General features: G+C 63.3%; 23 protein-coding genes and 1 pseudogene. 13 read left to right on the top strand and 11 right to left on the bottom strand.

What is annotated here, in order from left to right; genetic code table 11:
• Both MJ606_RS06340 and MJ606_RS18260 read left to right on the top strand, forming a co-directional pair.
• A partial coding sequence (locus MJ606_RS06340; RefSeq protein WP_279236705.1) for an IS3 family transposase occupies window positions 1-882 on the top strand: 882 nt, incomplete at its 5' end.
• A 38-nt stretch (window positions 883-920) separates the two neighbouring features.
• Window positions 921-1,070: pseudogene (locus MJ606_RS18260) on the top strand (integrase core domain-containing protein); the annotation flags it as partial.
• Between the two features lie 78 nt (window positions 1,071-1,148).
• Here MJ606_RS18260 and MJ606_RS06345 read toward each other — a convergent pair.
• Both MJ606_RS06345 and MJ606_RS06350 read right to left on the bottom strand, forming a co-directional pair.
• Window positions 1,149-1,559, bottom strand: a complete 411-nt coding sequence (locus tag MJ606_RS06345) for a hypothetical protein (RefSeq protein WP_243048604.1) — start codon at window positions 1,557-1,559, stop codon at window positions 1,149-1,151.
• On the bottom strand, window positions 1,556-2,695 hold the full coding sequence (locus tag MJ606_RS06350; RefSeq protein WP_243048605.1) for a hypothetical protein: 1,140 nt from the start codon (window positions 2,693-2,695) through the stop codon (window positions 1,556-1,558). Before MJ606_RS06350 ends, MJ606_RS06345 begins: the two co-directional genes overlap by 4 nt.
• A 373-nt stretch (window positions 2,696-3,068) precedes the next feature.
• Between MJ606_RS06350 and MJ606_RS06355 the strand changes: the two genes are divergently transcribed.
• The 3 genes from MJ606_RS06355 to MJ606_RS06365 are packed head-to-tail and all read left to right on the top strand — an operon-like array spanning window position 3,069 to window position 5,318.
• Complete coding sequence (locus MJ606_RS06355) at window positions 3,069-3,467, top strand: response regulator transcription factor (protein WP_243048606.1); 399 nt, start codon at window positions 3,069-3,071, stop codon at window positions 3,465-3,467.
• Window positions 3,464-3,625: a hypothetical protein gene (locus MJ606_RS06360; RefSeq protein WP_243048607.1), complete on the top strand. Its 162-nt coding sequence runs from the start codon at window positions 3,464-3,466 to the stop codon at window positions 3,623-3,625. Before MJ606_RS06355 ends, MJ606_RS06360 begins: the two co-directional genes overlap by 4 nt.
• Window positions 3,618-5,318 carry a GspE/PulE family protein gene (locus MJ606_RS06365; protein ID WP_243048608.1) on the top strand — a complete coding sequence of 567 codons (1,701 nt, stop codon included), beginning with the start codon at window positions 3,618-3,620 and terminating at the stop codon, window positions 5,316-5,318. The genes MJ606_RS06360 and MJ606_RS06365 overlap by 8 nt, the downstream gene beginning before the upstream one ends.
• Here MJ606_RS06365 and MJ606_RS06370 read toward each other — a convergent pair.
• Together MJ606_RS06370 and MJ606_RS06375 are read right to left on the bottom strand one after the other, a co-directional pair.
• Window positions 5,302-6,819 carry a PAS domain-containing sensor histidine kinase gene (locus MJ606_RS06370; protein ID WP_243048609.1) on the bottom strand — a complete coding sequence of 506 codons (1,518 nt, stop codon included), beginning with the start codon at window positions 6,817-6,819 and terminating at the stop codon, window positions 5,302-5,304. The two genes, MJ606_RS06365 and MJ606_RS06370, sit on opposite strands and share 17 nt — an antisense overlap.
• Before the next feature lie 51 nt (window positions 6,820-6,870).
• Window positions 6,871-7,158, bottom strand: a complete 288-nt coding sequence (locus MJ606_RS06375; protein ID WP_279236706.1) for a helix-turn-helix transcriptional regulator — start codon at window positions 7,156-7,158, stop codon at window positions 6,871-6,873.
• A gap of 497 nt (window positions 7,159-7,655) precedes the next feature.
• Between MJ606_RS06375 and MJ606_RS06380 the strand changes: the two genes are divergently transcribed.
• A complete protein-coding gene (locus MJ606_RS06380) occupies window positions 7,656-8,288 on the top strand; it encodes a hypothetical protein (protein WP_243048611.1) in 633 nt (210 codons plus the stop codon).
• Between the two features lie 261 nt (window positions 8,289-8,549).
• On the top strand, window positions 8,550-9,020 hold the full coding sequence (locus tag MJ606_RS06385) for an Hsp20 family protein (RefSeq protein ID WP_243048612.1): 471 nt from the start codon (window positions 8,550-8,552) through the stop codon (window positions 9,018-9,020).
• A gap of 122 nt (window positions 9,021-9,142) precedes the next feature.
• On the opposite strand, the gene MJ606_RS06390 is transcribed toward MJ606_RS06385, so the two are convergent.
• From MJ606_RS06390 to MJ606_RS06400, 3 genes are all read right to left on the bottom strand, one after another.
• Complete coding sequence (locus MJ606_RS06390; RefSeq protein WP_343214799.1) at window positions 9,143-10,852, bottom strand: GGDEF domain-containing protein; 1,710 nt, start codon at window positions 10,850-10,852, stop codon at window positions 9,143-9,145.
• A gap of 77 nt (window positions 10,853-10,929) precedes the next feature.
• A complete protein-coding gene (locus MJ606_RS06395; RefSeq protein ID WP_243048613.1) occupies window positions 10,930-11,217 on the bottom strand; it encodes a hypothetical protein in 288 nt (95 codons plus the stop codon).
• Window positions 11,218-11,344: 127 nt separating this feature from the next.
• Window positions 11,345-12,172 (bottom strand): SAM-dependent methyltransferase, encoded by an 828-nt coding sequence (locus MJ606_RS06400; RefSeq protein ID WP_279236707.1) that lies wholly within the window; start codon window positions 12,170-12,172, stop codon window positions 11,345-11,347.
• 261 nt (window positions 12,173-12,433) lie between these two features.
• Here MJ606_RS06400 and MJ606_RS06405 point away from each other — a divergent pair, with 261 nt between their 5' ends.
• The 4 genes from MJ606_RS06405 to asnB all read left to right on the top strand — a co-directional run bounded on the left by MJ606_RS06405 (window position 12,434) and on the right by asnB (window position 15,202).
• Window positions 12,434-12,649, top strand: coding sequence for a hypothetical protein (locus tag MJ606_RS06405; RefSeq protein WP_243048615.1), 216 nt, complete (start codon window positions 12,434-12,436; stop codon window positions 12,647-12,649).
• 207 nt (window positions 12,650-12,856) lie between these two features.
• Complete coding sequence (locus MJ606_RS06410) at window positions 12,857-13,249, top strand: STAS/SEC14 domain-containing protein (protein WP_243048616.1); 393 nt, start codon at window positions 12,857-12,859, stop codon at window positions 13,247-13,249.
• Entirely contained in the window at window positions 13,246-13,434 is a 189-nt protein-coding gene (locus MJ606_RS06415; RefSeq protein WP_243048617.1) for a hypothetical protein, read from the top strand. Before MJ606_RS06410 ends, MJ606_RS06415 begins: the two co-directional genes overlap by 4 nt.
• Before the next feature lie 94 nt (window positions 13,435-13,528).
• Window positions 13,529-15,202, top strand: coding sequence for an asparagine synthase B (gene asnB / locus MJ606_RS06420; RefSeq protein ID WP_243048618.1), 1,674 nt, complete (start codon window positions 13,529-13,531; stop codon window positions 15,200-15,202).
• Window positions 15,203-15,252: 50 nt separating this feature from the next.
• On the opposite strand, the gene MJ606_RS06425 is transcribed toward asnB, so the two are convergent.
• The 4 genes from MJ606_RS06425 to MJ606_RS06440 form a co-directional block, all read right to left on the bottom strand.
• Window positions 15,253-17,748 carry a PEP/pyruvate-binding domain-containing protein gene (locus MJ606_RS06425; protein WP_243048619.1) on the bottom strand — a complete coding sequence of 832 codons (2,496 nt, stop codon included), beginning with the start codon at window positions 17,746-17,748 and terminating at the stop codon, window positions 15,253-15,255.
• Complete coding sequence (locus tag MJ606_RS06430; protein WP_243048620.1) at window positions 17,745-18,602, bottom strand: phosphatase PAP2 family protein; 858 nt, start codon at window positions 18,600-18,602, stop codon at window positions 17,745-17,747. Before MJ606_RS06430 ends, MJ606_RS06425 begins: the two co-directional genes overlap by 4 nt.
• Before the next feature lie 12 nt (window positions 18,603-18,614).
• The gene (locus MJ606_RS06435) at window positions 18,615-19,688 is read right to left on the bottom strand and encodes a 1-acyl-sn-glycerol-3-phosphate acyltransferase (RefSeq protein WP_243048621.1); all 1,074 of its coding nucleotides are present in this window, start codon (window positions 19,686-19,688) and stop codon (window positions 18,615-18,617) included.
• Between the two features lie 139 nt (window positions 19,689-19,827).
• Complete coding sequence (locus MJ606_RS06440; protein ID WP_243048622.1) at window positions 19,828-21,132, bottom strand: retropepsin-like aspartic protease; 1,305 nt, start codon at window positions 21,130-21,132, stop codon at window positions 19,828-19,830.
• A 142-nt stretch (window positions 21,133-21,274) separates the two neighbouring features.
• Here MJ606_RS06440 and prfB point away from each other — a divergent pair.
• A protein-coding gene (prfB, locus tag MJ606_RS06445) for a peptide chain release factor 2 (protein ID WP_243048623.1) occupies window positions 21,275-22,400 on the top strand; the annotation gives its coding sequence in 2 pieces (ribosomal slippage) (window positions 21,275-21,349 and window positions 21,351-22,400; 1,125 coding nt in all).
• Window positions 22,401-22,547: 147 nt separating this feature from the next.
• Window positions 22,548-24,092 (top strand): lysine--tRNA ligase, encoded by a 1,545-nt coding sequence (lysS, locus tag MJ606_RS06450; protein WP_243048624.1) that lies wholly within the window; start codon window positions 22,548-22,550, stop codon window positions 24,090-24,092.

The raw sequence follows: 24,092 nt of genomic DNA on the forward strand, positions 1-24,092 counted from the left end.
TCGAATCCTCCATCGAAGGGAGTGGCGATTATCTCGCCAAGGAGGGGGCGGACCATCCCATTAGTGGTGACCGCACCCGCCCGGCGGGCGATGGTGCGGCAACTGATGGACCGAGGCCTGAGCGAGCGCCGCGCGTTGGTCGTGGTGCAGATGAGCCCCAGCGCGTTGCGCTACACGCCACGAGCGGACCGCAACGAGGCGCTGCGCGAACGCATCCTGGCCCTGGCACACCGGCACAAGCGCTACGGCGTCGGGATGATTTATCTGAAGCTCCGTCAGGAAGGGCAACTCGTGAACTACAAACGCGTCGAGCGGCTGTATCAGGAAGCGAAGCTTCAGGTGCGGCGACGTAAGCGGAAGAAAGTGCCCGTGGGCGAACGGCAGCCGCTGTTGCGGCCGACGGCAGCCAACCAGGTCTGGTCGATGGATTTCGTCTTCGATCGCACGGCGGACGGGCGCGTCATCAAGTGCCTGACCGTCGTCGACGATGCCACCCACGAGGCCGTCGTCATCGAAGTCGAGCGAGCCATCTCCGGCACTGGCGTCACGCGCGTACTGGATCGCCTTGCACTCGGCCGTGGCCTACCCACCGTCATCCGGAGTGACAACGGCAAGGAGTTCTGTGGCAAGGCCATGGTCAGCTGGGCACACGAACGCGGCGTACAGCTTCGTCTGATCGAACCGGGCAAGCCAAACCAGAACGCCTACATCGAATCGTTCAATGGCCGCCTCCGCGACGAGTGCCTCAACGAGCACTGGTTCCCCAGTCTGCTGCACGCGCGCACCGAGATCGAAACCTGGCGTCGGGAATACAACGAGGAGCGACCCAAGAAGGCATTGGGTGGGCTAACGCCCGCCGCCTACGCCGAGCAGCTAAAGTAACCCCGGGCTCTAATTCGCTCCGCTACTGAAGGCGGGGGGACGTCGCCCGTCAGAAGATCGAAAGCTGGAGACAGGATTACAATCATTTCCGCACGCACTCATCGCTCGGTGATGTCCCTCCGGCCGAGTTTGCCGCACGATTCACTTCCAACCCCAAGGCTGAATTTTTCAGTTCATGCCGGACCTAACGTGGGGAGGACGTCAAGATCGTTCTTGTCCCAGGAATTGAACATCGCCTCACGGTAACGGGCACTGGCAACGGACAGTCATTTCCCCCGAATGATGATGGGTTCGCCGTCGGCGCCGATCATCTTCAATTCGAAGCCATCTGAAGTCTGCCGATACTCGATGTTGACGGTGAGTGGCAGGACTTGTGCGACTGTCTGGGGATACTTGCCGTGGAAGACGGCGTAATCGTGAATGGCCTTGGCGGCCAGCATCAGCGAGGCATGCTGCCCGGCCTTGATTTCATCCGGTGAAGGTCCGGCGGGCCAGGGATTCAAGGTTCCCTGAAAGCGCAGCACCAGTGCGATCAAGCTGAGGACGAGCAACGCCGGCAGCCCCCACTTGATGCGCCGCCTAGGTGGTGGCGGCTCCCGCTCCACGGGCGGCTTGGCCGGGTCTTTCCGGCTCTGCCTTACCAGCTTTTCCCATTCGTCCTGGATCGAGTCATTCATGGCTTTATGGTCAATGAGGGTTTCACGCCATCCCATAGCGTGGAGGTACTGCCGCTGTTCGGCGGGTTGTAATCCACGACTTGCACCACGCTTATCTGGGCATTGGAACCAAGCGGCAGTCCGCCGTAGCTGTAACTCGTACAGCCGGTCGTGGGGTTGATCATCTGGTTCACCTGGAAATTGGCGTACTGCGTGACCACCTGGAAGATCGCAGACGTGTTGGTCTGGCCAGTAAGCGCGCCGCCGCCTGCGCCACCGATGCAAATCTGCGCGGAGGCCGTCCAGGTGTCGCCATTGATCGTACCGCTGCCGGTGATGTTCGAATTTCCCGATGCGGACGATGTTGGATTACTTGTATTGGGTGGATTGCCGCTGCCCGGCGAGCTGCCCCCGGAGGAAGCGACGCCGCTCGCACTCGATGTGGCGCCCGCTGGGCTGGAACCCGTGCCGGTCGAAGTCGTGGTGTTGCCCGTCGATGTACTGGCGTTGCCTGACCCGCTGGTTGTGCCCGAATTCGAACCTGCCGGAGGCGTGGCTGATCCAGTGGTTATGCCGGAACCCACATTGATCGAGGTGTCCTTCGATTCGCTGCCGGGCGTACCCGTCGGGCTGCTACCGCCCGTCGAACTTCCATTGCCGGCAACGGTGTTTCCCGTGGCCGTGGCCGATCCACCGTAAATGGGATAAATCAGTTGTGCGGCGGACGCCACCGACGATGACTGAATCCAGACCTTGTCGCCATCCCCAAACGGCAACATGGCACGCAGTACGCGCAACCGGAGTACGGCGGCGGTGTTGCTGGCCGTAGCGATGAGCGCATAGGTATCGTTCGCGGGGAACGAGGAAAACGTGCCTGCGGGCGCGCGTATGAGTTGGAAGGTCAGGCCATCGAGGCCGTTGAATTCCTGTGTGTCCAGCGAGCCGGTCAGCGCCGGCGGAACGGCCCCCGGCACGCTATCCCGTTCCAGGCTTGTTTCCGCGTCCGCGTCGGTCCTTATGGCGATGACCGTCCGGATATGGTCGTAGTACACCAGCGTTTGCGCGGTCTCGGCCTTCAATACGTAAACCCGATAGGTGGCCACACCCAGTGACGCCAGGATGGCCACGATGGCGACGACTATCGCCAGTTCGATCAAGGTAAACCCCAAGGAGCGCCGTCGCGCTTGGGTGGCATCCACGAACCGAGGCGAGGGACGCAACATGCGAAGACCCATTCCTTAGGGATGTCGAGAAGTTATAAACCGCCTTGCCTAACAGTCAAGAACGGCGGGGCGTGGAACCTGCTTCGGTACGATGGGCCGCATTGGTCGCCGCCAGCCATGTGCTCCAACGCGCACATACGTATTGGCTACGGCATGCTGGCGATGATGTTACGAATCGCCCCGCTTGGCGATAGAGGCGACTGCCGTCCCGTCTTCATCCGCCCGGCAGCGCCCCCACTTGATGAAACGGCCAGTGCGACGCAGTATTTGCCATGAGTTCCGCCCCGATGATTCATCAGGAGCACGAATGACCGAGTCCAGGAAAGTACGGGTTCTGTTGGCGGACGACGAGAAGCATGTACGCCAGCTAGTGAAGGCTGTCCTTATCCCGTTCCATTGCGAGATCGTTGCCGAGGCGGAAAACGGCGCCCAGGCGGTGGATCTGTACAGGGAGCTTCGGCCGGATGTCGTGCTGCTCGACATCAACATGCCAGTCAAGGATGGCCGGGAGGCTTTGCGCCAGATCATCGCGTTCGATCCCGAGGCAGTGGTGGTCATGCTGACTTCGATGTCCGATCTCGCCTCCATCCAGGGCAGCCTTGACGAGGGCGCCACGCACTACATCAGAAAGGACACGCCTCCGGCGGAGATGCGGGAGCTGCTTTCCGATGTGTGGAAAGAACACTTCCAGGCCGCGCCGCCATGAGCGAGAAACCGATAGAGGCCGACGACGACCGGCTCGAACTGCACCGGCTGCTGCGCGAGATGGAAGCCGAGGCCGAGGAGAAGCCGCAGGGTCCGGTCAAGCAGTCCGATATCCTGGAACTCATCAAGAACAGAAAGAAGCGTGACCCCCATGGCTAGATCCGATTTCCTGCAAAGCCTGGTGGAACACGGCATCGTGCATGAATCGGAAGCCGAGGAATTGCCGCTGCGGTACGGCAACAAGGATTTCGACATCGCCATCGGTCTCTACGGCCATCTTTCATTGCCGGACGATCGTGAACTTCTTGGCCATCTATACGGCACCAGCATCGGCAAGGCCTATGTGCCCCTGGCGCGGACCCTGTTCCAGGCCGAAGCGCTGGAAAAGCTGGTTCGCGACATGGCGCTCAAGCTGCAGTGCATCCCCATCTACTATCTGGGCAATGTATTGACCTGCGCCACCGCGCGTCCGGAGGATGAGGCGGCGACAGCCACGCTCTCCAGGCTGGTGGGGAGCGCGGTGAGCACGGTATTCGCCTTCCCGCAGGAGATCGCCAACTACATCGAGATCGAGTATGGCAACCAGGAGGATCTGCAGCGGGTATGCGATGAGCTATCGGATCAGGCTCGCAATCCGGATCAGATCACGCCAGAGCAACTGAAGCAGTTCGCGTCTTCCGCCGGGGTGGTACATCTGGTGCGGGGCTTGCTGCTCTACTGCATCAAGAACAATGCCAGCGACATTCACATCCAGCCCACGGCCAAGGCGTTGGCGATCAGGTTTCGTATCGATGGCCAGCTGCATACCTTGCTGACGCTTGGCAGCGCCTTGAAGGAGCCGCTGCTTATCCGCCTGAAGGTGCTGTCGGGCCTCAATGTGGTCGAGCGACGCCTGCCGCAAGATGGCCGCGTCAGTCTCGAATTGCGCGACAAAAGCTACGATTTCAGGCTTTCGACGGTGCCGACGGCGTTCGGCGAAAAGGCCGTGCTGCGCGCCATCGGTTCGTCCGACCAGGTGGTGAAGTCGCTGGACGAGCTGGGACTTTCCCGGCGCAATCGCAAGCTGCTCGGCGACATGATCAAGGTTTCGCATGGGGTCTTGTACGTCACCGGCCCCACTGGCTCGGGCAAGACGACCACGCTCTATTCGGCCCTGTCCAGCCTCAATACGCCGGACATCAATATCGTCACGGTCGAGGACCCTGTCGAGCTGCGCATCGATGGGTTGTCGCAGATCCAGGTGAACACAGCGGTCGAGCTGGATTTTCCCAGGTCGCTGCGGGCCATTCTCCGGCAGGATCCGGAAGTGGTGCTCGTGGGCGAAATTCGCGATCTGGAAACCGCCCGCATCGCTTCCCAGGCGGCGCTGACGGGTCATCTGGTGATGACCACGCTGCATACGAACAATTCGTTTCAGGCGATCACCCGATTGGTGGACATCGGGCTGGACCCGTACCTGGTGGCGCCGTCCGTGATTGGCGTGGTGGCGCAGCGGCTGGTGCGCAGAATCTGCCTGCACTGCAAGGAGAAGTACGCCGCCACGGCGGATGTCCTCAATGTCTTGTTCAAGGACTGGACCAACGAAGAGGTGTATTTCTATCGCGGGCGTGGATGCGAGGCCTGCGGTAACTCCGGTTATGCCGGCCGGATAGCGGTCCACGAGATATTCGTGGTGACTGATGGCATTCGCGACATGATCACCAAGCATGCCTCGATTACCGAAATCGAACGTGAAGCCGTGCGCCATGGATTTACATCGATGCGGTACGACGGCATCCTGAAAGCCTTGCAAGGCCTGACTACGGTTGATGAAGTGGAGCGCGTGACGGCGGCCGTCAAGCGGCAGGGGTGAAGGGGTTGCCCGGGGCGCGGAAGGGTAGCTGGGCCCAGAAATAGGCACCTTGTCCCGGCACGCTGTCGCAACCGACCTGGCCGCCATGCAGTTCGATGATGGCCTTGACGATCGACAGCCCCAGGCCCGTCGAGGATTCCCCGGCGGTCGGGCGCGCGCTCAGCTTCTTGAACTTGCCGAACAGCTTGGACTTGTCCTCGTCGGTCAAACCTGGCCCCTGGTCGCGCACGCCGAACTCGATCCAGCGGCCATCGGCGGTAGGGGCCAGCGACACCGTTACCGCCTTGCCCGGCGGTGAATACTTGATGGCGTTGCTGATGTAATTGTCGAACGCTTCGCGCAAGCGGGTCTTGTCGCCCAGGAAGTGGATGTTCGGGGTGATGGCGGTGGTTACTTGAATATGCTTGCGCCCCGCGGAAGGGACGGCGAACTGCGTGAGGTCCGTCGCCAGCGCGCTCAGATCGATGTCGGCCTCGCTGATCGCCAAGCCTTGCTGTTCCAGCCCTTCGTTGGCCAGGATGCCCTTGACCACCTCGAACATATGGCTGGAAGCCTCGTGGATGCTCTTGAGGAATTCGATGTCCTGCTCGGAAGCCCCCGGCTCGGCCTTCTTCATGTCGAGCATGATCTCGGCCAGTCCGGCAATGGATGAAAGCGGATTCTTGAGATCGTGGCTCGCGATGGCCAGCAACTCGCCCTTGGCCTTGTAGGCCGCCTCCGCAGCCTCTTTCTTGGCCCTCAGCTCTTCCTGCGCACGGCGTTCCGATACGTCCACGATGGAAGCGAGGACCATGAGATGGTCCTCGGTCTGAATGGGATTGAGGCCCACCTCGATCGGCATCTCGGTACCATCCTTGCGCAAGCCCACCAGGTCGCGTCCGGAGCCCATGTAGCGCGTTTGGGCATGCGCGAAGAAGCCATCGCGCAGGGCACCGTGATGCGGCCGAAACCGTTCCGGGATCAGCATTTCCACCTGCGCGTGCAGCAGTTCCTCCTGCGAATACCCAAAAAGTACGGAGGCCTGTTGATTGGCCAGCGTAATGGAGCCATTGCGGTCGACGAGCAACATGGCATTGGGCGCCGATTCGACCACCTGACGGAACCGCTCCTCGCTGCGCTTGCGCTCGGTGATATCCACCACGGTCGCGAGTACCCAGATGCCGTCGACGAGCACCAGCGGATTCAGGCCAATTTCGATCTGGAACTCGGTGCCATCCTTGCGCAGCGCATAGAGATCACGTCCCGTGCCCATGGCGCGCAGGGTAGGGTTGTCGCCATACCCTGCGCGCAGCGCCGGATGTCCCTCGCGGTAACGCTCTGGTATCAGTATCTCGACGCGTTGGCCGATCAATTCCGAATTGGTGTAGCCAAACAGCACCTCGCACTGGCGATTGACATAGGCGATGCGGCCGTCGTTGTTGACCAGAAGCACGGCGCTGGGCGATGACTCGACAATCAGGTGGAACGTAATGTCGGTGAGTTTCGCTGCTGGGATTTCCATGATCCATTCTGTGTGGGCTCGGACAATAGGAGGTGCCGCTGGACGATGGTGCTAGGGGGATTCCGCATCCATGCCGCTCTCGTTCCCGCGCTTTACTACATGTAGTTCGTAACCAGCTGCATCGAAAAGACGCAGCACAACCTTCAGGCTCATATCTTCCTTGGCAACGGTTTCCATGCGCGAAACCGTCGAGCGCGTTACACCCGCCAGCTCAGCAAGTTGCTGCTGGGATAGTTTCGCGGTCGTGCGCATCTGGCGCAGCTTATGGGCAACATCCTGGAGTGTAAGCACTTTAATGAATGCACAGAGTCGAGTTGCATGGTGGAGGGGAGTCGGCAACGCCCACGGCTCGTGAAGGGACCATTCCTCATTTGCGATGAGCCATTACGTTACTACGCCAGGTTCCAAATAAGTTCCGCCACTTTGTGCATAAGATGTGAAAGACACCCCACTTTGGAAGCGCACGGCTGGTGTTGCGCTCACGTTGCCGTAACGAGCAACGCGTTACTTAGGCGCCTTGGGGCTGGCTGCCATCGGTTGAGGCGGTGCTTCTGCTTGGGGAAGAGTTGTAGGCAATGGCGCGAGCGCGGTGGGGCCCGCCAGCGATGCGTTCAACCGGTTCCAGCCGGATCATATGGCTGTACTTTCGCCGCCCATGGAACCGGCGCGCGTATGGGCCAGTGCTCACGAGTCTGAATTCCCTCGCGTTCGCTCGAATCATTGAAGCGGCAGTGGCCGAGTCACGCCACGCCGACGGTCGGGGGCGTCGACAGCATGATGCGTCGGCGATTAAGGAGGTTTCTTCAGGTCAATCGAACCCAGAGGAGAGCGTCACCATGAACAAGCCGCATTTTTCGTCGTGGTATTTGTTCGGCATGGCAATGGCCGTGACGGCGCCGTTGTGCGTATTCGCTCAGCCACAAGAAGTGGCGCATTCGTCGACCGTATCGACTACCGCGCATGAGATGGCAAGAGAAGAGACCACGTTGACCGCCACGGTGGTCAGCGTGGATCCCAAGGCCCATTTCGTGACGTTGCGCGACCCCAATGGCAAGGAAACCACCATTGAGGCAGGCCCTGGCATACACAATCTCGATCAGCTCAAGCCGGGTGATGTGGTGACTACCCACTATCTGCGCGCCGTGGCGCTTCAGTTGCTGCCTGCCGATAGCGCTGAGACCGGTGTGGAGTACGAAGGCGGTTCGAGTTCCGCCGACAAGGGCGAGAAGCCGGCCATGGAGGCCAATCACGCGGTGACGGTGACCACCGAACTTACCGACATCGATATAGAGCACCACACGGTGACCTTGACCGGCTCCGACGGCAAGCAGCGTACGGTCGAAGTGAAGGACCCGGAGCGTCGGGCCATGCTGGCCAAGCTCAAGGTGGGGGAACTGGTCCGCATTACCTACATGGAGGCCGTGGCGGTGACGGTGGCGCCCAAGGCGGCGTCCAAGCCCAAAAATTGACGGACAGCTTTGGGAAGGCCACGCGACTGGCCTTCCTTTCGCGCTCGATCCATCGGTGCGGGCGCAGGGGGGCGAATCCGGGCACACCGCCAAAGCCCTGTGCATGAAGCAAAACCATGCATTAATGGCCACTTTTGGGGGGGCTTGAACTACGCGGATATCTGATTATTTTTCCCTACGCCAGCCGCTTCGGGGTTGGCGATACCGTGCCAAGTCGCACGGCGATCAGTCCCTTCCATGTTGCTCACAGAGGATATGGCCATGCGAACTGTTCTCGACTTCTCCCCGCTTCATCGCTCCAGTATTGGCTTCGACCACGTGTTCGACTTGCTCGAGGCCGCGTCTCGCACCCCGCAGGGTGACAATTGGCCACCCTTCGATTCGGTGAAGCTGAGCGACGATCGCTATCGCATCACGATGGCGGTTGCCGGTTTCAGCCAGGACGAACTCGACATCTCGGTACAAGGCAACCTCTTGACGGTCTCCGGGGAACGCAAAGGCGATCATGTCGGCGAGGTTTTGCATCGCGGCATCGCTAATCGCCCCTTCACCCGTCGCTTCGAGCTTGCCGAACACATGCAGGTGACCAGCGCGGACCTACGGAATGGTCTGTTGATCATCGACCTCAAGCGAGATATCCCTGAGGCGCTCAAGCCACGCCAGATCAGGATTGGCGGCGAAGCGGCAACAACCGCGCAGGTCCGCCAGATCGAAAGCCAGGTCGCTGCCTAAGCAGGCAGTCTGCTAAGGATCGGTTTCGAGATACCTTCCTTGATGGCGGCCATGTGCCGCCATCTTTTTCCCGCGCGATGACCACCCCCGCTCGCGCGGCCTTCCGTTGCGTGCCAGGTGCTTCAGGCTTCGACCACGCCATCGTTCTCGGTATCGGCGATGACGCGATTGCGCCCGGTACGCTTGGCTCGATAAAGCGCGGCATCCGCCTCTCTACGCAAGCGCTGCAGGCCGTAGCCGGAGGTATCGGTGGAGGCCAGGCCGACGCTGGCGGAGAACGACACGACGCATCCGTCTTCGTTGGCCGGGGTGGTTTCAATGGCTACCCGGATGCGATCCGCGATCGCCTTGCCCTGGTCGCGGGAGCAGTCGATCAGCAGGATGCCGAATTCCTCGCCGCCCAGGCGCCCGAACAAGTCGGTGGGGCGAAGTTGCTGTTGGCAGGTGGCGGCGGCTTGCCTCAGTACGGCGTCTCCCACGGCATGACCGTGGGTGTCGTTGATCTGCTTGAAGTGGTCCAGGTCGATGGAAATCAGGCAGGCGGTGCCCAACTTTTTTTCCAGTTGGTGCAGGGCGCGATCGGCCTCGCTGACGAAGTGCTGGTGGTTGAGGATGCCGGTGAGCCCATCGTGGCGTGAGAGCTTTTTGAAGCGGAGCTGCGAGCGCTTGAGCCGGAGCAACCACAGCACGATGGATGCCAGGACCACAAGCAGAAGCAGGATATAAAGCCGGCTTGTTTCGACCGCCTTGGTGTCCAGTGCCTGTTGCAGGCGAAGGATGTTGTTCTTCTTGCTTAGTCCTTCCGTTTCGAGCTTTTGGACCAGCATGTGCTGCCGGGCCACTTCGTAGGCCAGCGCCCTGGCACTGATGTCATTGAGATAGCTCTTGTCCTGGGCGACATAGTGTTCGTAGTACGTCAGGGCGGCGCTGGCATTGCCTCGCTTTTTCTCGATCCGGTAGAGCACCTCGTAGGCGTCTTTCAACAGTTCGCTGATATCGTCCGGTGCACTCATGGCGATGGCGGCCAGCGCTGCTTTTCGGGCGCCCTCATCGTTGCCCAGCTTCTCATGGGCCTGCGCCAGCTCGGTCTGGGCGGCCAGCATGTGAGAGTAGTAATGGTTGGCGTTGATGCTGGGCATGATCCGCTTAAGCAGATCCAGAGCCTGGCCTGGCTGATTGCCGTCCAGATAGAGGTTGCCCTTGACCAGCCACATGGTGTTGGTGAACACCGGTTGTCCGGCGGCCAGGCAGGTGTCGATGGCGCGCTGCAGTTCCGGATGGGATGGCGTCAGTTTTTTGCTCGCGTAGAGCGCGCTGACCTGCATGGATAGCGGGTTGCACAGCGTTTCCCCAGGTGGAAGCGTGTCCTCCATCATGCGGGCATAGCGAATGGCCAGGTCGTATTGGCCGGCGAAAGCGTGCAGTTGCGACAAGTTGGCCAGTACGGTGAAGCGTGCCAGCTTGTCGGTGATCTTTGGCAGGTCGGATGCCAGCCGGTTGGCCAGCGTGTAGGCATCCTCATAGCGGCTATCGAGCCCAAGGTTGCTCATCAGCAGGGCGGATGCCTTGGCGATCAGCGTCATGTCACCGGAATGATCGATGACGTCCCGCAGCATGCCATTGGCTTTGCCGTAGTCACCCTGAAAAGCCGCTTGCCACGCATCAAGATAGCGCAGATGCCATTGCTGGCCGGAGGTCAGCGAGGGTGCCTCGCTGTGAATTTGCCCCAGCATGCGGACAAAGCGCGAGTGATCGCTGGTGCGTACCCGTTCGGTTTGGTCAAGGAACGTCGTTGCATCGATATCCGCTTCGACGGCATGGCCCGCTTGCACGAGCGCGCAAAAGGCCATGGCCGCCAAGGCAGGCCATGACCAATGACGATGCCACCGCTGCGGCATGTCGACTTTGCCTAGGACTGGGGCGAGGGCTTGCCGTGTTCGGGCGACGGGGGAAGCGGCGGCTCGTCGCCTTCGTCCGACTCTTCGTCTTCGTGACCCGTCTGGGAGCTTTGCGGGTGCTGCATGAGCTTGTGACCGAGTTCCTCGAATAGCCTTGAGCTATCGCCGGATACCACCGCGGCCATCAGGGCCGTGGAGGTCTGCGCCTGTTCGAGGGTGGCGGCCAGTTCTTCGCCCGATGCGTAGCGTAGTGTTGCGTTCTGGCCAATGGCTTCCAGCAGTTCAATCGTATCCGACATATGTTTCCCCTGTTTTTGCGGTGCGATGCAATGGCGTGACGGGTCTAGCAAGCTTGGTGCCATGAAGTCATCAACCCGATGACTTCATGGCAATCCTTATCGGTGCTTATGGGGCGCCCCTTGTACCTCACGCGAGGGCACTGGCCTTATCCAGTGCATCCAGGCGCTCTTGAATGGCGAGGTTCCGCTTCAAGGCTTGCGCCGGAGGCAAGACTACCGTTTCCTCGGCCGTCATTTGTGCATGAGGCAGGTCGCGCAGGGCGAGGCGTTGCATGCGCGGCTTCTGGATCGGTAACGTCGCCCCGCGGTAAATGATCACCTCGTGGTCGAGCGGATAGTCGTGGCTCAGCAGGTCCACCAGCAACTGGCGGTAGGCCGGACCGGTCTTGAATCGCCCCAGTGACCGATCGCCCACCAACCCGACCTGCCACAGCACCAGGTAGCCCGTGGGGTCGATGCGCCGTTCAAAGAAAAGCAACTGGCTGGCCTCGAAGTGCTGGCAGCCGAAGCGACCGGGGTCGATGCCCAGGTCGGCGTAGAGACAATCCTCGGCGGAAATGCCCGGCTCCATATGCGCCTTGAAACCTTCCGCGCGGGCAACCTCGATGGCCTTGTGCGGGGACCACGCAAAGATGCCGGGATGCCCATAGAACACACCGCACACGCGCTTGCCGGCACGCACCTCGGCCATCATCAGCCCGACCCACTGACGATAGGTCTGCATGCGCGATTTGCCCTCCTGGTAGTAGGGCTGAAGGCTGCGCACGTCCGGGTGCATGCGTTGCAACCACATCTCCACCGCGGCATCGGAAAGGGCCGCGAATACCACGTCGGCCTGCTCGATATGGCTGCGCGCCAACGGCGTGAGGTGGGAGCCCAGGGTCATGCCCATGCCGACGCAGGCCAGGCTGCCGCGGGGCGTATCGTTCGATGACGGTAAGGGGGTGGCGTTCATCGCGTGATAGTAGGGCAGTTTTTGGGGTTAGGGCACGCCCGGTGGACGCATAGCGGGGTCGAGCTGCCTGTCGGGCGCACTTATCCCCGCGGGCGTGCCCTGGGGCGATAGCGCGAGTGGCGCTGGCACGTTACTTGATTCCCCATCACTGAGCATTGACATCGCCCAGGTCCCCAGGCCTTCGCATTCCGGTTAGCGGCGCATGTGTCGTGCGCTGCGGGGTAGGGCTACGCGCGATGAGGCTCCAAGAGGTCGTGCCGTATGGAACTCAATTTCAGCGTTGTCGACGAGCAAGGCGAGCCTCTCGATATCTTTTGCGAGGTGCATCCGCGGGGTGGGCATGTGTACTGGCGTGCCTGGGTCTATGGCTTCGCTTCGTTGAAGGACAGCATTGAGGGCCATGCCTTTGATGAGTCGGCCATCGCGGGGCAGGTTCAGGCGGAAGTGATGATCCGGGGCATTCGCGCCGCAGATTGACGCCACGCGGCAGAAACTGACCCGACGGGGTGATGGCTGGCGGCGATGGCGATGCCAGGGGGCGTGCCGCCCAGGCCATCGACGGTTGCGCGACAGCGCCTGCTTCCAGCATGTTGCACTGAGTGACGCATTGCCTTGCCGGACGCTCATGACGCATCCATAACACCGGTTCTGCGATACAAAAAGACATCTCAAGGGAGACGTCCGATGATCGAGCAAATCGAAGGGTTGCCGGCGGGCACGCTGGGGTTTCGCGCCAGCGGGCAGGTAACGGCGGCCGACTATGAGCGCGTGCTGGTGCCGGATATCGAGGCGGCATTCGTGGTGTATCGCAAGCTGCGCCTGCTCTATCACCTGGGGCCCGACTTCACCGGGTTCGATCCGGGCGCCATGTGGGACGACGCCATGCTGGGCTTTCGGCACTTCAGTGGCTGGGACCGGGTGGCGCTGGTGACCGACGTGCAGTGGCTGCGCATTGCGGCGACGGCGATGGGTTTTGCCGTGCCGGCCGAGTTTCGGCTGTTCCGCAATGCGGAACTGGTCAAGGCCATCGACTGGATTCGCGAGCCGCGGACAGAGCCCGAAGATGGAAACACATGAAACGATTCACGAGGCGCTTGCCAGTGACCGGGCCTTGTGGTGAACTCGGCGCCATGTCCTGCATCCGCGCCCCCTTCGTTTCCATGGTTGCCACCGCCGCTTCGGCGACGGCCGGCGGCCATGCGTGCGCGCTGAATAACAACGCCAACAATAATACCCGCATCGACGGGTGGGCCGGCGTGTAGGCAGAACAACGCAAACATTCACGCAAAAAGGCCCGCTCATCGCGGGCCTTTTTGTTTTTCCGCTCCGCGAAAACCCACCTAAGGAAACCGTGTCATGTGTTCGATCTTCGGCATGTTCGACCTGCAACCGGGCGATGACCTGGCGGCGTTGCGCCAGCAGGCGCTGGAATTGTCCCAGCGCCAGCGTCATCGCGGCCCGGACTGGAGCGGCGTGTTTGTCGATGCGGGAGTGATCCTGGTGCATGAGCGCCTGGCCATCGTCGACCCCGCCAGCGGCGCGCAGCCCCTGCACTCGCGCGATGGCGCGCTGGCCCTGGCGGTGAACGGCGAGATCTACAACCATCGCGAACTGCGCGCCGCCAGCCATTACGACTTCACCACCGGGTCGGATTGCGAGGTCATCAACGCACTGTATCGCGAGGGCGGCGTGCCGGCCGAATGGGTGGCCAAGCTCAATGGCATCTTCGCCTTCGCGTTGTGGGACAGCGAGGCATCGCGTTATGTGATCGCCCGCGACCCCATCGGCGTCTGCCCGCTGTACTGGGGGCATGACAGCGAAGGGCGGCTGTGCGTGGCTTCGGAGATGAAGGCACTGGTCGGTGTCTGCGCCGATGTGGCGCCGTTCCCGCCCGGGCACGTCTACGACAGCGCTGACGGCGAGCTGCGCCGCTATTACCACAAGCCCTGGCGCGACTATGCGCAGACCAAGGGCCACGAGGTGTCGCCGCAGCATTTGCGCGAGGCCTTCGAGCAGGCCGTGCATCGCCAGCTGATGACCGACGTGCCTTACGGCGTGCTGCTTTCCGGCGGCCTGGATTCGTCGCTGGTGGCCGCGTGCGCGGCGCGTTTCGCGCCTCATCGCGTGGAAGACGACGACCGTGCCGAGGCATGGTGGCCGCGTCTGCACTCCTTCGCCATCGGGCTGGAGGGTTCGCCGGATCTCGCCGCCGCCCAGGTGGCCGCCGATGCGCTGGGCACGGTTCATCACGGCTTCGTCTACACCTTCTGGGAAGGGCTCGATGCGCTGCCCGAGGTGATTCGGCATATCGAGACTTACGACGTCACCACCATTCGCGCTTCCACGCCGATGTATTTGCTCGCGCGCCGTATCAAGGCGATGGGCGTGAAGATGGTGCTGTCGGGCGAGGGTTCGGACGAGATCTTCGGCGGCTACCTTTACTTCCACAAGGCGCCATCGGCCGAGGCATTTCATGAGGAAACCGTGCGCAAGCTCGATGCGCTGCACAGCTACGACTGCCTGCGCGCCAACAAGTCGATGATGGCCTGGGGTGTGGAGGCGCGCGTGCCGTTCCTGGACCTCGAATTCCTCGACGTGGCCATGGGCATGGATGCGCGGCACAAGATGGCGGGGCAGGGGCGCATCGAAAAAGCCGTGTTGCGCGAGGCGTTCCAGGGTGCGTTACCGGACGAGATTCTCTGGCGGCAGAAAGAACAGTTCAGCGATGGCGTGGGCTATGGCTGGATCGACGGGCTCAAGGCTCATGCGGAACAGGCCGTAAGCGACCGCGAATTCGCAGCAGCGGCCACGCGCTTCCCGCACAATCCGCCGGCCACCAAGGAGGCCTATCTGTACCGGCGCATCTTCGAGCGTTTCTATCCGGGACAGGCGTGTGCCGAGACGGTGCCGGGCGGCAAGTCGATCGCCTGCTCATCACCGGCTGCCTTGGCGTGGGACCCTGCGTTCGCGCAGCAGGCCGATCCCTCCGGGCGGGCGGTACGTGGCGTGCATGCGCAAGCGCTGGCGTAAAGGAAGAGGTTTCGCCGTGCGGCTTGTCGAGCCGCGCGGCGAGCCATCCATCAGACGTCCAGACGCCGCACCTGGCCGTTGCGCCCGTCCACGCGCACGCGCTCGCCATCGCGCAACAGGCGAGTGACGTTGCGTACGCTCATGACCGCGGGCAGGCCTAGTTCGCGGGCGGTGACGGCGCCATGCGACAGCGGTCCGCCGCTTTCCGTGATGACGCCGGTGGCCTGGTAGAACAGCGGCGTCCACGCCGGGTTGGTGGTGCGGGCCACCAGGATGGCGTCCTTGGGAAAGCGGGAGAAATCCTCCGGGCCCCTCACCACGAACACGACGCCTTCGACCACGCCGGGGCTGCCACCCAGACCCTTCAGCACCTCGCCGACGACATCGTCGGCTTCCTGTTCGCCATAAACCCAATCGGGCACTCGTTGCGTGGCCGCTTCATAGCCGCGCTTGTGTTCGGCGACGACCGCCGGGATGGCATCCAGGCGCTGTTCGCGCATGGCGGCATCCAGGGTGCGAAGCGGCACGAAATAGACGTCCGATGGATCGGCAAGCGCACCAGCCTGCACCAGGCGTTCGCCGATGGCGCGCAGGCCGCGGCGCAGCGGCAGGGTGAGGCGCGTGGTCTGGTAATGCTCCAGGTCGTCCAGTGCGGTGTAGGCACGCGCCAGGCGGATGACTTCGTGCACCAGGTAGCGCAACTCTTCCGGCGCCTCGCTGAGCACGCGATGTTCCATGGCGGTTTGCGCGGCTTTCTGGTGGCGTTCGGTGCTGGCGCGATCCTCGTCGGGCCGCTGGCACAGGATCTTGAGCTGGTCCAGCACGGTGTGCGGCGCTTCGATCCATGTCGGGTGATAGGCGTCGAAGTCCAGTTCGCGATGGCCGTGGCGTTGCAGGAATGCCTGGAACTCCTGCGCAAAGGCCGGATGCGACGGCAGGCGTTCCAGCAGATCGCGCCCCGGCAGGGTCTCAAAGGCCTGTACCAGTACCGCATCGGCACGAGCCAGCCGTGACAGCGACCACAACTCGGCGTTGACCTGTCCGGTCTTGGTATCGGTGACGGCAAGCAGCTGGTCGAACACGGTCTGCGCTTGTTCGGGCGGCAGCGCCAGTCGCAGCATCTGCAACAGACCGGCGTACAAGGTGCGCTGGGTCAGCGAGATGGCGATATTGGGCAGGAAGTAACGCGTGCCCAGCGCGTTGATGCGCAGCACGTAGTCCCACAGTTCCGGCAGCGACAACCCATCCAGCGGTTCGCGCATCAGCGAGCCGATCTCGATCAGGTAGGTGTCCAGATCGCGCATCCATGTCACCGGTAGCTCCTGCACCCAAGCGAACTGCCTGGCTATCTGGGGCAGGGCCGCGCGAACGCTTTCCACGTCCTTGAGCATGCGCGTGGGCGTGCGTCCGCTGTAGAGCCGCACGGCGTTCTGGTTGCCGTAGATATGGTAATCGCGCATCACGAACCACTTGTCGCCGAAGGGCGGCAAGCCCATCAGGCGAAAGCTGTGGTTGAGCGAAGCGTGGAAGCCCTCTTCGCACAGGTCCCAGGTGAGCGGCGTCATCGGGTTGGGAAAGCGCTCCGCCGATTCGTCGCGCGTCCAGCGGGCGGGAACGCGGGTGATGGCACGCGATTGCAGCAGGTACAGCGTACCGTCCTGCCAGGCCCACTCGATGTCCTGCGGAAAGCCGAAGTGGAGTTCGGCGGCGACGGCAAGGCGTGCTACGGCCTGCCGCTGGGCTTCGTCCAGCGAGGCGTGCGAGCGCTGTTCCGCGGGCAGCATGATGTGGCGGGTTCCACCAGCCTCATCGGCCACCAGGGCGCGGGCCTTCTCGGCAATGGCGATATCGGTGTCGGCGAAATCCCCGCGTTGCAGGCGGAATTCATCCACGGGAGATTCGCCGGCCACCACGGTTTCGCCGAGGCCGAACGAAGCATTGATCAAGACATGGTCAAGCTCGCCCCGTACCGGATCGATGGAGAACGCCACGCCGGCCGCCTCGCTGGCGCCGACGCGCACCAACCGCTGCACGACGACGGCCATCGCCGCATCCAGGTGGTTCAACCCCATGCGCTCGCGATAGGGCAGCACGTGGGCATTCCATAGCGAGGCGTAGCAGGCGCGGATGGCGTCGGCGATGTTCGCCGCGCCGCGCACGCCGAGGAAGGTATCGTGCTGCCCCGCAAAGGCCGCGCCCGGCAGATCTTCCATGGTGCCGGACGAGCGGACAGCCACGGGGCCATCGAGCCCCGCGTTGTCGATGGCGGTTGCCAGCGCTTGTTCCAGTCCGGTCGGCAAGGGCTGCGCGAGCATCAGGGCGCGGATCCGCCCGCTGCGGGCGTCGTGGTCCAGATGCCGGTCGGCGAGGATGCCGGCGAGCTGCTCGCGCAAGGGCGCGACAAAGTCGCGGTAGGCATCGCTGGCCACCACGATGCCCGGAGGCACCGGCAGGTGCTGCGCCGCCTGAGCGAGGCTGGCACCCTTGCCCCCGCTGCGTGCGACGTCGCTGGCCAGGGGATCGGTGAGCGCGAACAGATAAGTCATGGGGAGCATTCCTTGCGATAACGTTGGACGAAGGTGAGTACGGCGGCGGCCAGCGCCAGGCCGCACAGCACGTCGATGCCGTAGTGGTAACGCAGATAGAGGGTGGCGACGACTAGCGCCATGACGACGGGTGCGAGCAGCACCGCGATGCGCCGGTAACCGCCCAGCGCGGAGAAGCCGAGCACATAGGTGCCGATGCCGGCATGCAGGCTGGGGAATACATCCATGCCGGTGATGCCGTTCTTCACCACGGACACCAGGAACGTGGTGATGGGCCCGCCTTGGGGCGGATACGGGAAGGTCTCCGGAAAGGCCATGTACGGCCCGCCCGCCGGCACCAGCACGTAGCCTATGAAGCCCACGAGATACATCAGCGTGAGTCCGGTGAAGAATGCCCTGGCTTCACTGCTGCGGCGACGGATGCTGAAGACGATGACCGGGATCAGCACCACGAAATAGAACAGGAAGTAGCCGGCGCTGAGGATCTCCGACAGCCATGCGTGCTCCCAGCCCAGCAGGTGCTCAGGCAGGCTGGCACCGCCCCAGAAGCGACGATCCAGCGCGAGCAGCGCACCGTCGGCTGGATGATGGATGTACACGGCGCGGATGGCCTTGAACGCCGGAAAGATCAGCCAGCATGCGGCGAACTGCAGGGTGCCGCGCCACTCGGCGAAGCGCGAACCGTCCGGTCGTTGCTGTGCCCATGCCATGGCGAGCCACGCGATCGCACCCACGGCTTCGGTGGCGAGCAGCATGCGATCGTCGAGCCGAAAGGCGGCGAGGCTTCCGGCCACCAGGATCAGCAGCAGTTCGATCTGAAACAGCATGCCGGTGAGCCGGCCCCAACGTTCCATCGTCACTCGTTGTCATTCCTGCGGACACATGCGCGGGTAACGCCACCAGCCCATCGCTGCCAACACGCCCAGCAGCAGGGCAATCCACGGTTGCCAGACAGCTAACGCCACGGCTATCGGCAACCAGACGAAGCTCGCGAAGAAACCGCCCGCCATGCGCAAGAACGTCACCGTGTTGCGGCCATCGGCCTTGCTTCCCGCATACCAGCCAGCGAGCGCGATCGGCAGGCAGGCCAGGGTCAGGCAGGCGAGCAGCGGGCCGTCCCAGATCCAGTGAAGGCCACTGCGATGCGGCTGTGTCGGTGGTGGCGCAAGTTCGGGTTGCCCCTGTGCGGCGAGCAAGGCTTCGGCATATGAGTCGCCAGCAGCAAGCGCGTGTCGCGCACGCGCCTGTACGGCGTTGAAGTGGGTCTCGTCGCGACAATGCACGGATACGGCGTCCAATGCTTTGCCGATGGCTTCGTGCACTCGTTTTTCCCACTGGCGCGTTGGCTCTTCCGCTTCGCGTGCAGGCAGGGTGATGGTTGACCCGAGCATGATCTCGACATGCGAGCGGAAACCATCCGGCCGCGCGTAATGCAGGCCTACGGGCAGCACGCTTACGGGAACGCCTTCCTCCAGCAGGCGGCGGGCCATGCGGGCGGCGCCGCGTTGATAAGGCAGAGGGCGGCAGCCCCACTCGCTGCTGCCTTCCGGAAACACCACCAGGTCGCCACCGGCACGCAGATGCGCGCAACCCGCGTCGACCGGATCAGCGAACGCGGCACGCTGGATGCCGTAGCGTTTGCGATCCTTCTCGCGCACCACGGCAATGCCGGTGAACATCCAGCGCAGCATTCGGCTGCGCAGCAACTGGATCGAGACCAGGAACTGCGCACGCGGAAAGGCTTTGAGCACCGTATAGCCGTCGATGGCGCCGTTGCGATGGCTGCTGACCACGAGGCGCGCGCCCTTGGCGGGCGGCGGCGTGCCGCGAACACCGATACGGCCGAAATACGCTGTACGCAGCAAGCAGGCGACGAGGCGATAACGCCACGGCAGCGACGCTCCGGTCGCACTGGAGGCAGTCTTCCTTGACTTGGTCATTCCGATCCACGAAGGGGCGACGGCGGCATCATGCCGAGAAGCCCCGGGGCGGTTGTAAAGAATTTATTGTGGTCCAGCGAATCCGACATTCCCTACGACGCACGGGGCAGCAAGGCCGTCCACATGGCCCTTGGCGCTGTCAGTGCAGGTGGTCGTGCACCAGCACGCAGGTGTGCTGCTGTTCGAAATCGAAATAGAAGTCCATGTCGCCGAGGGCGCGGCTGCCGAGGATGTAGTTCCACGCGATATCCGCGTCGGGGAACACACCGAAGGTCATCTGGATCGGTTGGCCGGAAATGAGCACATCGGCCGTGGCCTGCTTTACCCGTGCCAGGTGCTGATCGCCGATGTCGCGAAGGCGCATGCTCTGGTGCGCACGGGACTGCACTTCATCCATCGCCGCCTGGTTTCCGGTGAAGTAGAAGCCGCTGCCGGTGTCGAGCAGCGTGGTGCGCAGCATGCCGTTGATGGAAAGCGCAACGACGGGGCGCACGTAGTTGCCCCACATGTCGGTGGAGACGAGCATCGGCTCCTTGCAGGCAGGGCGCGTGCCGTTCTTGCCGTAGACGTTGAGCTCGCGCTCGGTGAATCGGAAGGCACCCAGCTGGCGAAGGATGTGCAGGCCGATCAGTCGGCGATCGTTCGGCACGATTTCCACGGGTGCATGGCTCAGCGTGACCGGACCGAAATGCGCCTCTTCCAGCGTGCCGCGCGTGACAGGCACGTTCTTCGACAGGATGCCGCGCGTCTTGCTGTCGATGCCGATGGCGCGCACGCCGAGCTTCATGGCGGTGTCCATGTCCATGATGATGTCCCCGGCGCCGGTGTCCAGCGTCATGCGGACGGATTCGCCGTTGGCGGCGACCAGCATCACGGCACCGCGTTGGTCGTAGGCAGCCTTGAGCAGGGGAATCGTGAAGTCGCCTTCCGGTTTGCTCAGGCGGAAAGGCGGGATATCGTGGCGTTCGGCCACGTAGCGAGTCATCCGGTCGAGCTCGTCCTGGGGAACATGGCCGGCGAAGCGCTTGACGATGTCCAGCTCTTCATCGTTGGCCGCGGTGTCGCCCTGGGCAAGGCGGATATTGCCGGTGGCGAAGCGCGCGCAATAGAACGCCACCATGGGGCGCGTGGCGAGCAGTTCCTTCTCGCACAGGCGGGCATCCTCCGTCGCCTTGTCCAGGTTGTAGTGGATGCGCTCCAGCGCCATGGCGGCGAGCACATGCACGGCCGGATCCGGGTTCTCCTGGTAAAGCGCCGCCATGGCGGGCACGTCGGCCTTGGCGAGCGCGACGTTGACGGCTTGCGCGGCCTGCGGTGCGCTCATCGACGCCGGGGCAGGCGCGCTCGGGCTGGACGATGCCGACGCCGGGGCGCTTTGCGCCCATGACGAGCCTGTCGTCACCGTGGCCAGCGCGGCCAGGCCCACCATGAACCAAGACTTCATCCGATGCGTCCTTGCCGGTCGAGGAGCGCGGAGTATAGGCAGTCTCACATGTCGGTTTCACGTACGGCTGCGACGGGCGTCGACCCCGACCGCCCTGGGGCTCTGCTACCATGGGGGGCCGTTTTCCCAAGACTTCCCATCCATGATCGAAACCAATCCGATCCTCGCGCAGATTGCGGACCTCAAGGGCCGCGTCGAGTCGCTTAGGGGGTATCTTTGACTACGCCACCAAGCGTGAGCGTCTCGAAGAAGTAAGCCGCGAACTGGAAAGCCCCACCGTGTGGGACGATCCGCCGCGCGCGCAGGAACTGGGCCGCGAGCGCGCCCGCCTGGACACCATCGTCAGCGGCATCGACAGCCTCACGGCTGGCCTGACCGACGCCAGCGAGTTGCTGGAGATGGCCGCCGCCGATGGCGACGAGGACACCATCCAGTCGGTGATCGCCGATCTTGCCGGGCTGGAGGCCAAGGTGGCCAAGCTGGAATTCCAGCGCATGTTCTCCGGCAAGATGGACGCCAACAACGCCTTCGTGGACATCCAGGCCGGCGCCGGCGGCACCGAGGCGCAGGACTGGGCCGAAATCCTGCTGCGCATGTACCTGCGCTGGGCCGAGTCGCGCGGCTGGAAGACCGAGCTGCTGGAAGTGTCCGGCGGCGAAGTGGCCGGTATCAAGTCCGCCACCTTCCGCGTGGAGGGCGACTACGCCTATGGCTGGCTGAAGACCGAGATCGGCGTGCACCGCCTGGTGCGCAAGAGCCCGTTCGACTCGGACAACCGCCGCCACACCAGCTTCACCTCGGTGTTCGTGTCGCCGGAAGTGGATGACGACATCGACATCGACATCAACCCGGCCGACCTCAAGACCGACGTGTATCGCTCGTCCGGCGCCGGCGGCCAGCACGTGAACAAGACCGAATCGGCGGTGCGCATCACCCACGTGCCGACCGGCGTGGTGGTGGCCTGCCAGACCGAGCGCAGCCAGCACGCCAACCGCGACCGCGCCATGAAAATGCTGGCCGCCAAGCTGTACGAGCTGGAAGTGCAGAAGCGCAATGCCGAGAAGGACGCGCTGGAAGCCACCAAGTCGGATATCGGCTGGGGCAGCCAGATCCGCAACTACGTGCTGGACCAGAGCCGCATCAAGGACCTGCGCACCGGCGTCGAGCGCTCGGACACGCAGAAGGTGCTCGACGGCGACCTCGACGAATTCATCGAGGCCAGCTTGAAATCCGGCCTGGATGCGGGCGCCAAGCGCGTGGATGCGTAAAGCTCACGCGCTTTCGGGCTAGATCGACTTACGGGGCTCGTCATTCCTGCCTTCGCAGGGATGGCGCCTTGAACATATTGCCGTACTGGCTTCACGCGGGCACGGCTTCAAACGGCAACAAAACAACACCCAGACTGGAACCCACGCATGACCAGCGACAACGTTTCTCCCGCCCAGGCACCCGCCGAGTCCGTCCCCCAGGACGAGAACAAACTCATCGCCGAGCGTCGCGAGAAACTCAAGGCGTTGCGCGGGCAGGGCGTGGCCTTCCCGAATGACTTCAAGGTCGATGCGTTCGCCGGCGACCTGCAGGCCGAGTTCGCCGACGGGGAGCGCTGGACGGCCGAGGCCATCGAAGGCGCCGCCCGCCGCGTGAAGGTGGCCGGTCGCATCCTGCTCAAGCGCGACCAGGGCAAGGTGGCGTTCGTGCAGATGCAGGATTTCAGCGGCCGCATCCAGCTGTTCATCCACCAGGGCACGGTGGGCGAAGACACCTTCAAGGCCTTCAAGGGCTGGGACCTGGGCGACATCGTGGGCGCCGAGGGCGTGCTGATGCGCACCAAGACCGGCGAACTGTCGGTCAAGGTGGATGGGCTGCGCCTGCTCACCAAGAGCCTGCGTCCGCTGCCGGACAAGCGTCATGGCCTGGCCGACGTGGAGCAGCGCTATCGCCAGCGCTACGTCGACCTGATCGTCACCGAGGAAGCCCGCCGCACCTTTGCGCAGCGCTCGAAGATCATCGGCTTCATCCGCAAGTGGCTGGAGGCCGAGCCGCGCCGCTTCATGGAAGTGGAAACGCCGATGATGCACGTGATCCCGGGCGGCGCCACCGCGCGCCCGTTCATCACGCACCACAACGCGCTGGACATGGACCTGTACCTGCGCGTGGCGCCGGAGCTGTACCTCAAGCGCCTGGTGGTGGGCGGCTTCGACCGCGTGTACGAGATCAACCGCAACTTCCGCAACGAGGGCGTGTCCACCCGGCACAACCCCGAATTCACCATGCTGGAGCTGTACCAGGCCTACGCCACCTACACCGAGATCATGGACCTCACCGAGGCCGTGATCCGCGAGGCGGCCAAGGCGGTGATCGGCACCACCAGGCTCACCTGGGAAGGCACAGAGATCGACGTCGGCCCGGCGTTCCGCCGCTGGAGCATGGAGGACGCCGTGCTTGAACTGAACCCGGAAATCCGCCGCGAGGACCTGCGCGACCGCGAGGCGATGGCGGCTCATGCCAAGCGTCTGGGCTGCCAGGTGAAGGCCGATTTCGGCTGGGGCCGCCTGCTGCTGGAGATCTTCGAGAAGACGGTGGAACACACCCTGATCCAGCCGACCTTCATTACCCAGCATCCGGTGGAAGTCTCGCCGCTGGCCCGCGAAAGCGATACCGACCCGGGCATCACCGACCGCTTCGAGCTGTTCGTCAACGGCAAGGAGATCGCCAACGGCTTCTCCGAATTGAACGACCCGGAAGACCAGGCCGCGCGCTTCCAGGCCCAGGTAGAGGCCAAGGCCTCCGGCGACGACGAGGCCATGCACTTCGACGCCGACTACATCCGCGCGCTGGAAGTAGGCCTGCCGCCCACCGGCGGCCTGGGCATCGGCATCGACCGCCTGGTGATGCTGCTGACCAACGCGTCGTCCATCCGCGACGTGCTGCTGTTCCCCTATATGCGCCCGGAGGCCTGA

Source organism: Dyella sp. RRB7 (genome assembly GCF_022761115.1).
GTDB lineage: Bacteria > Pseudomonadota > Gammaproteobacteria > Xanthomonadales > Rhodanobacteraceae > Dyella.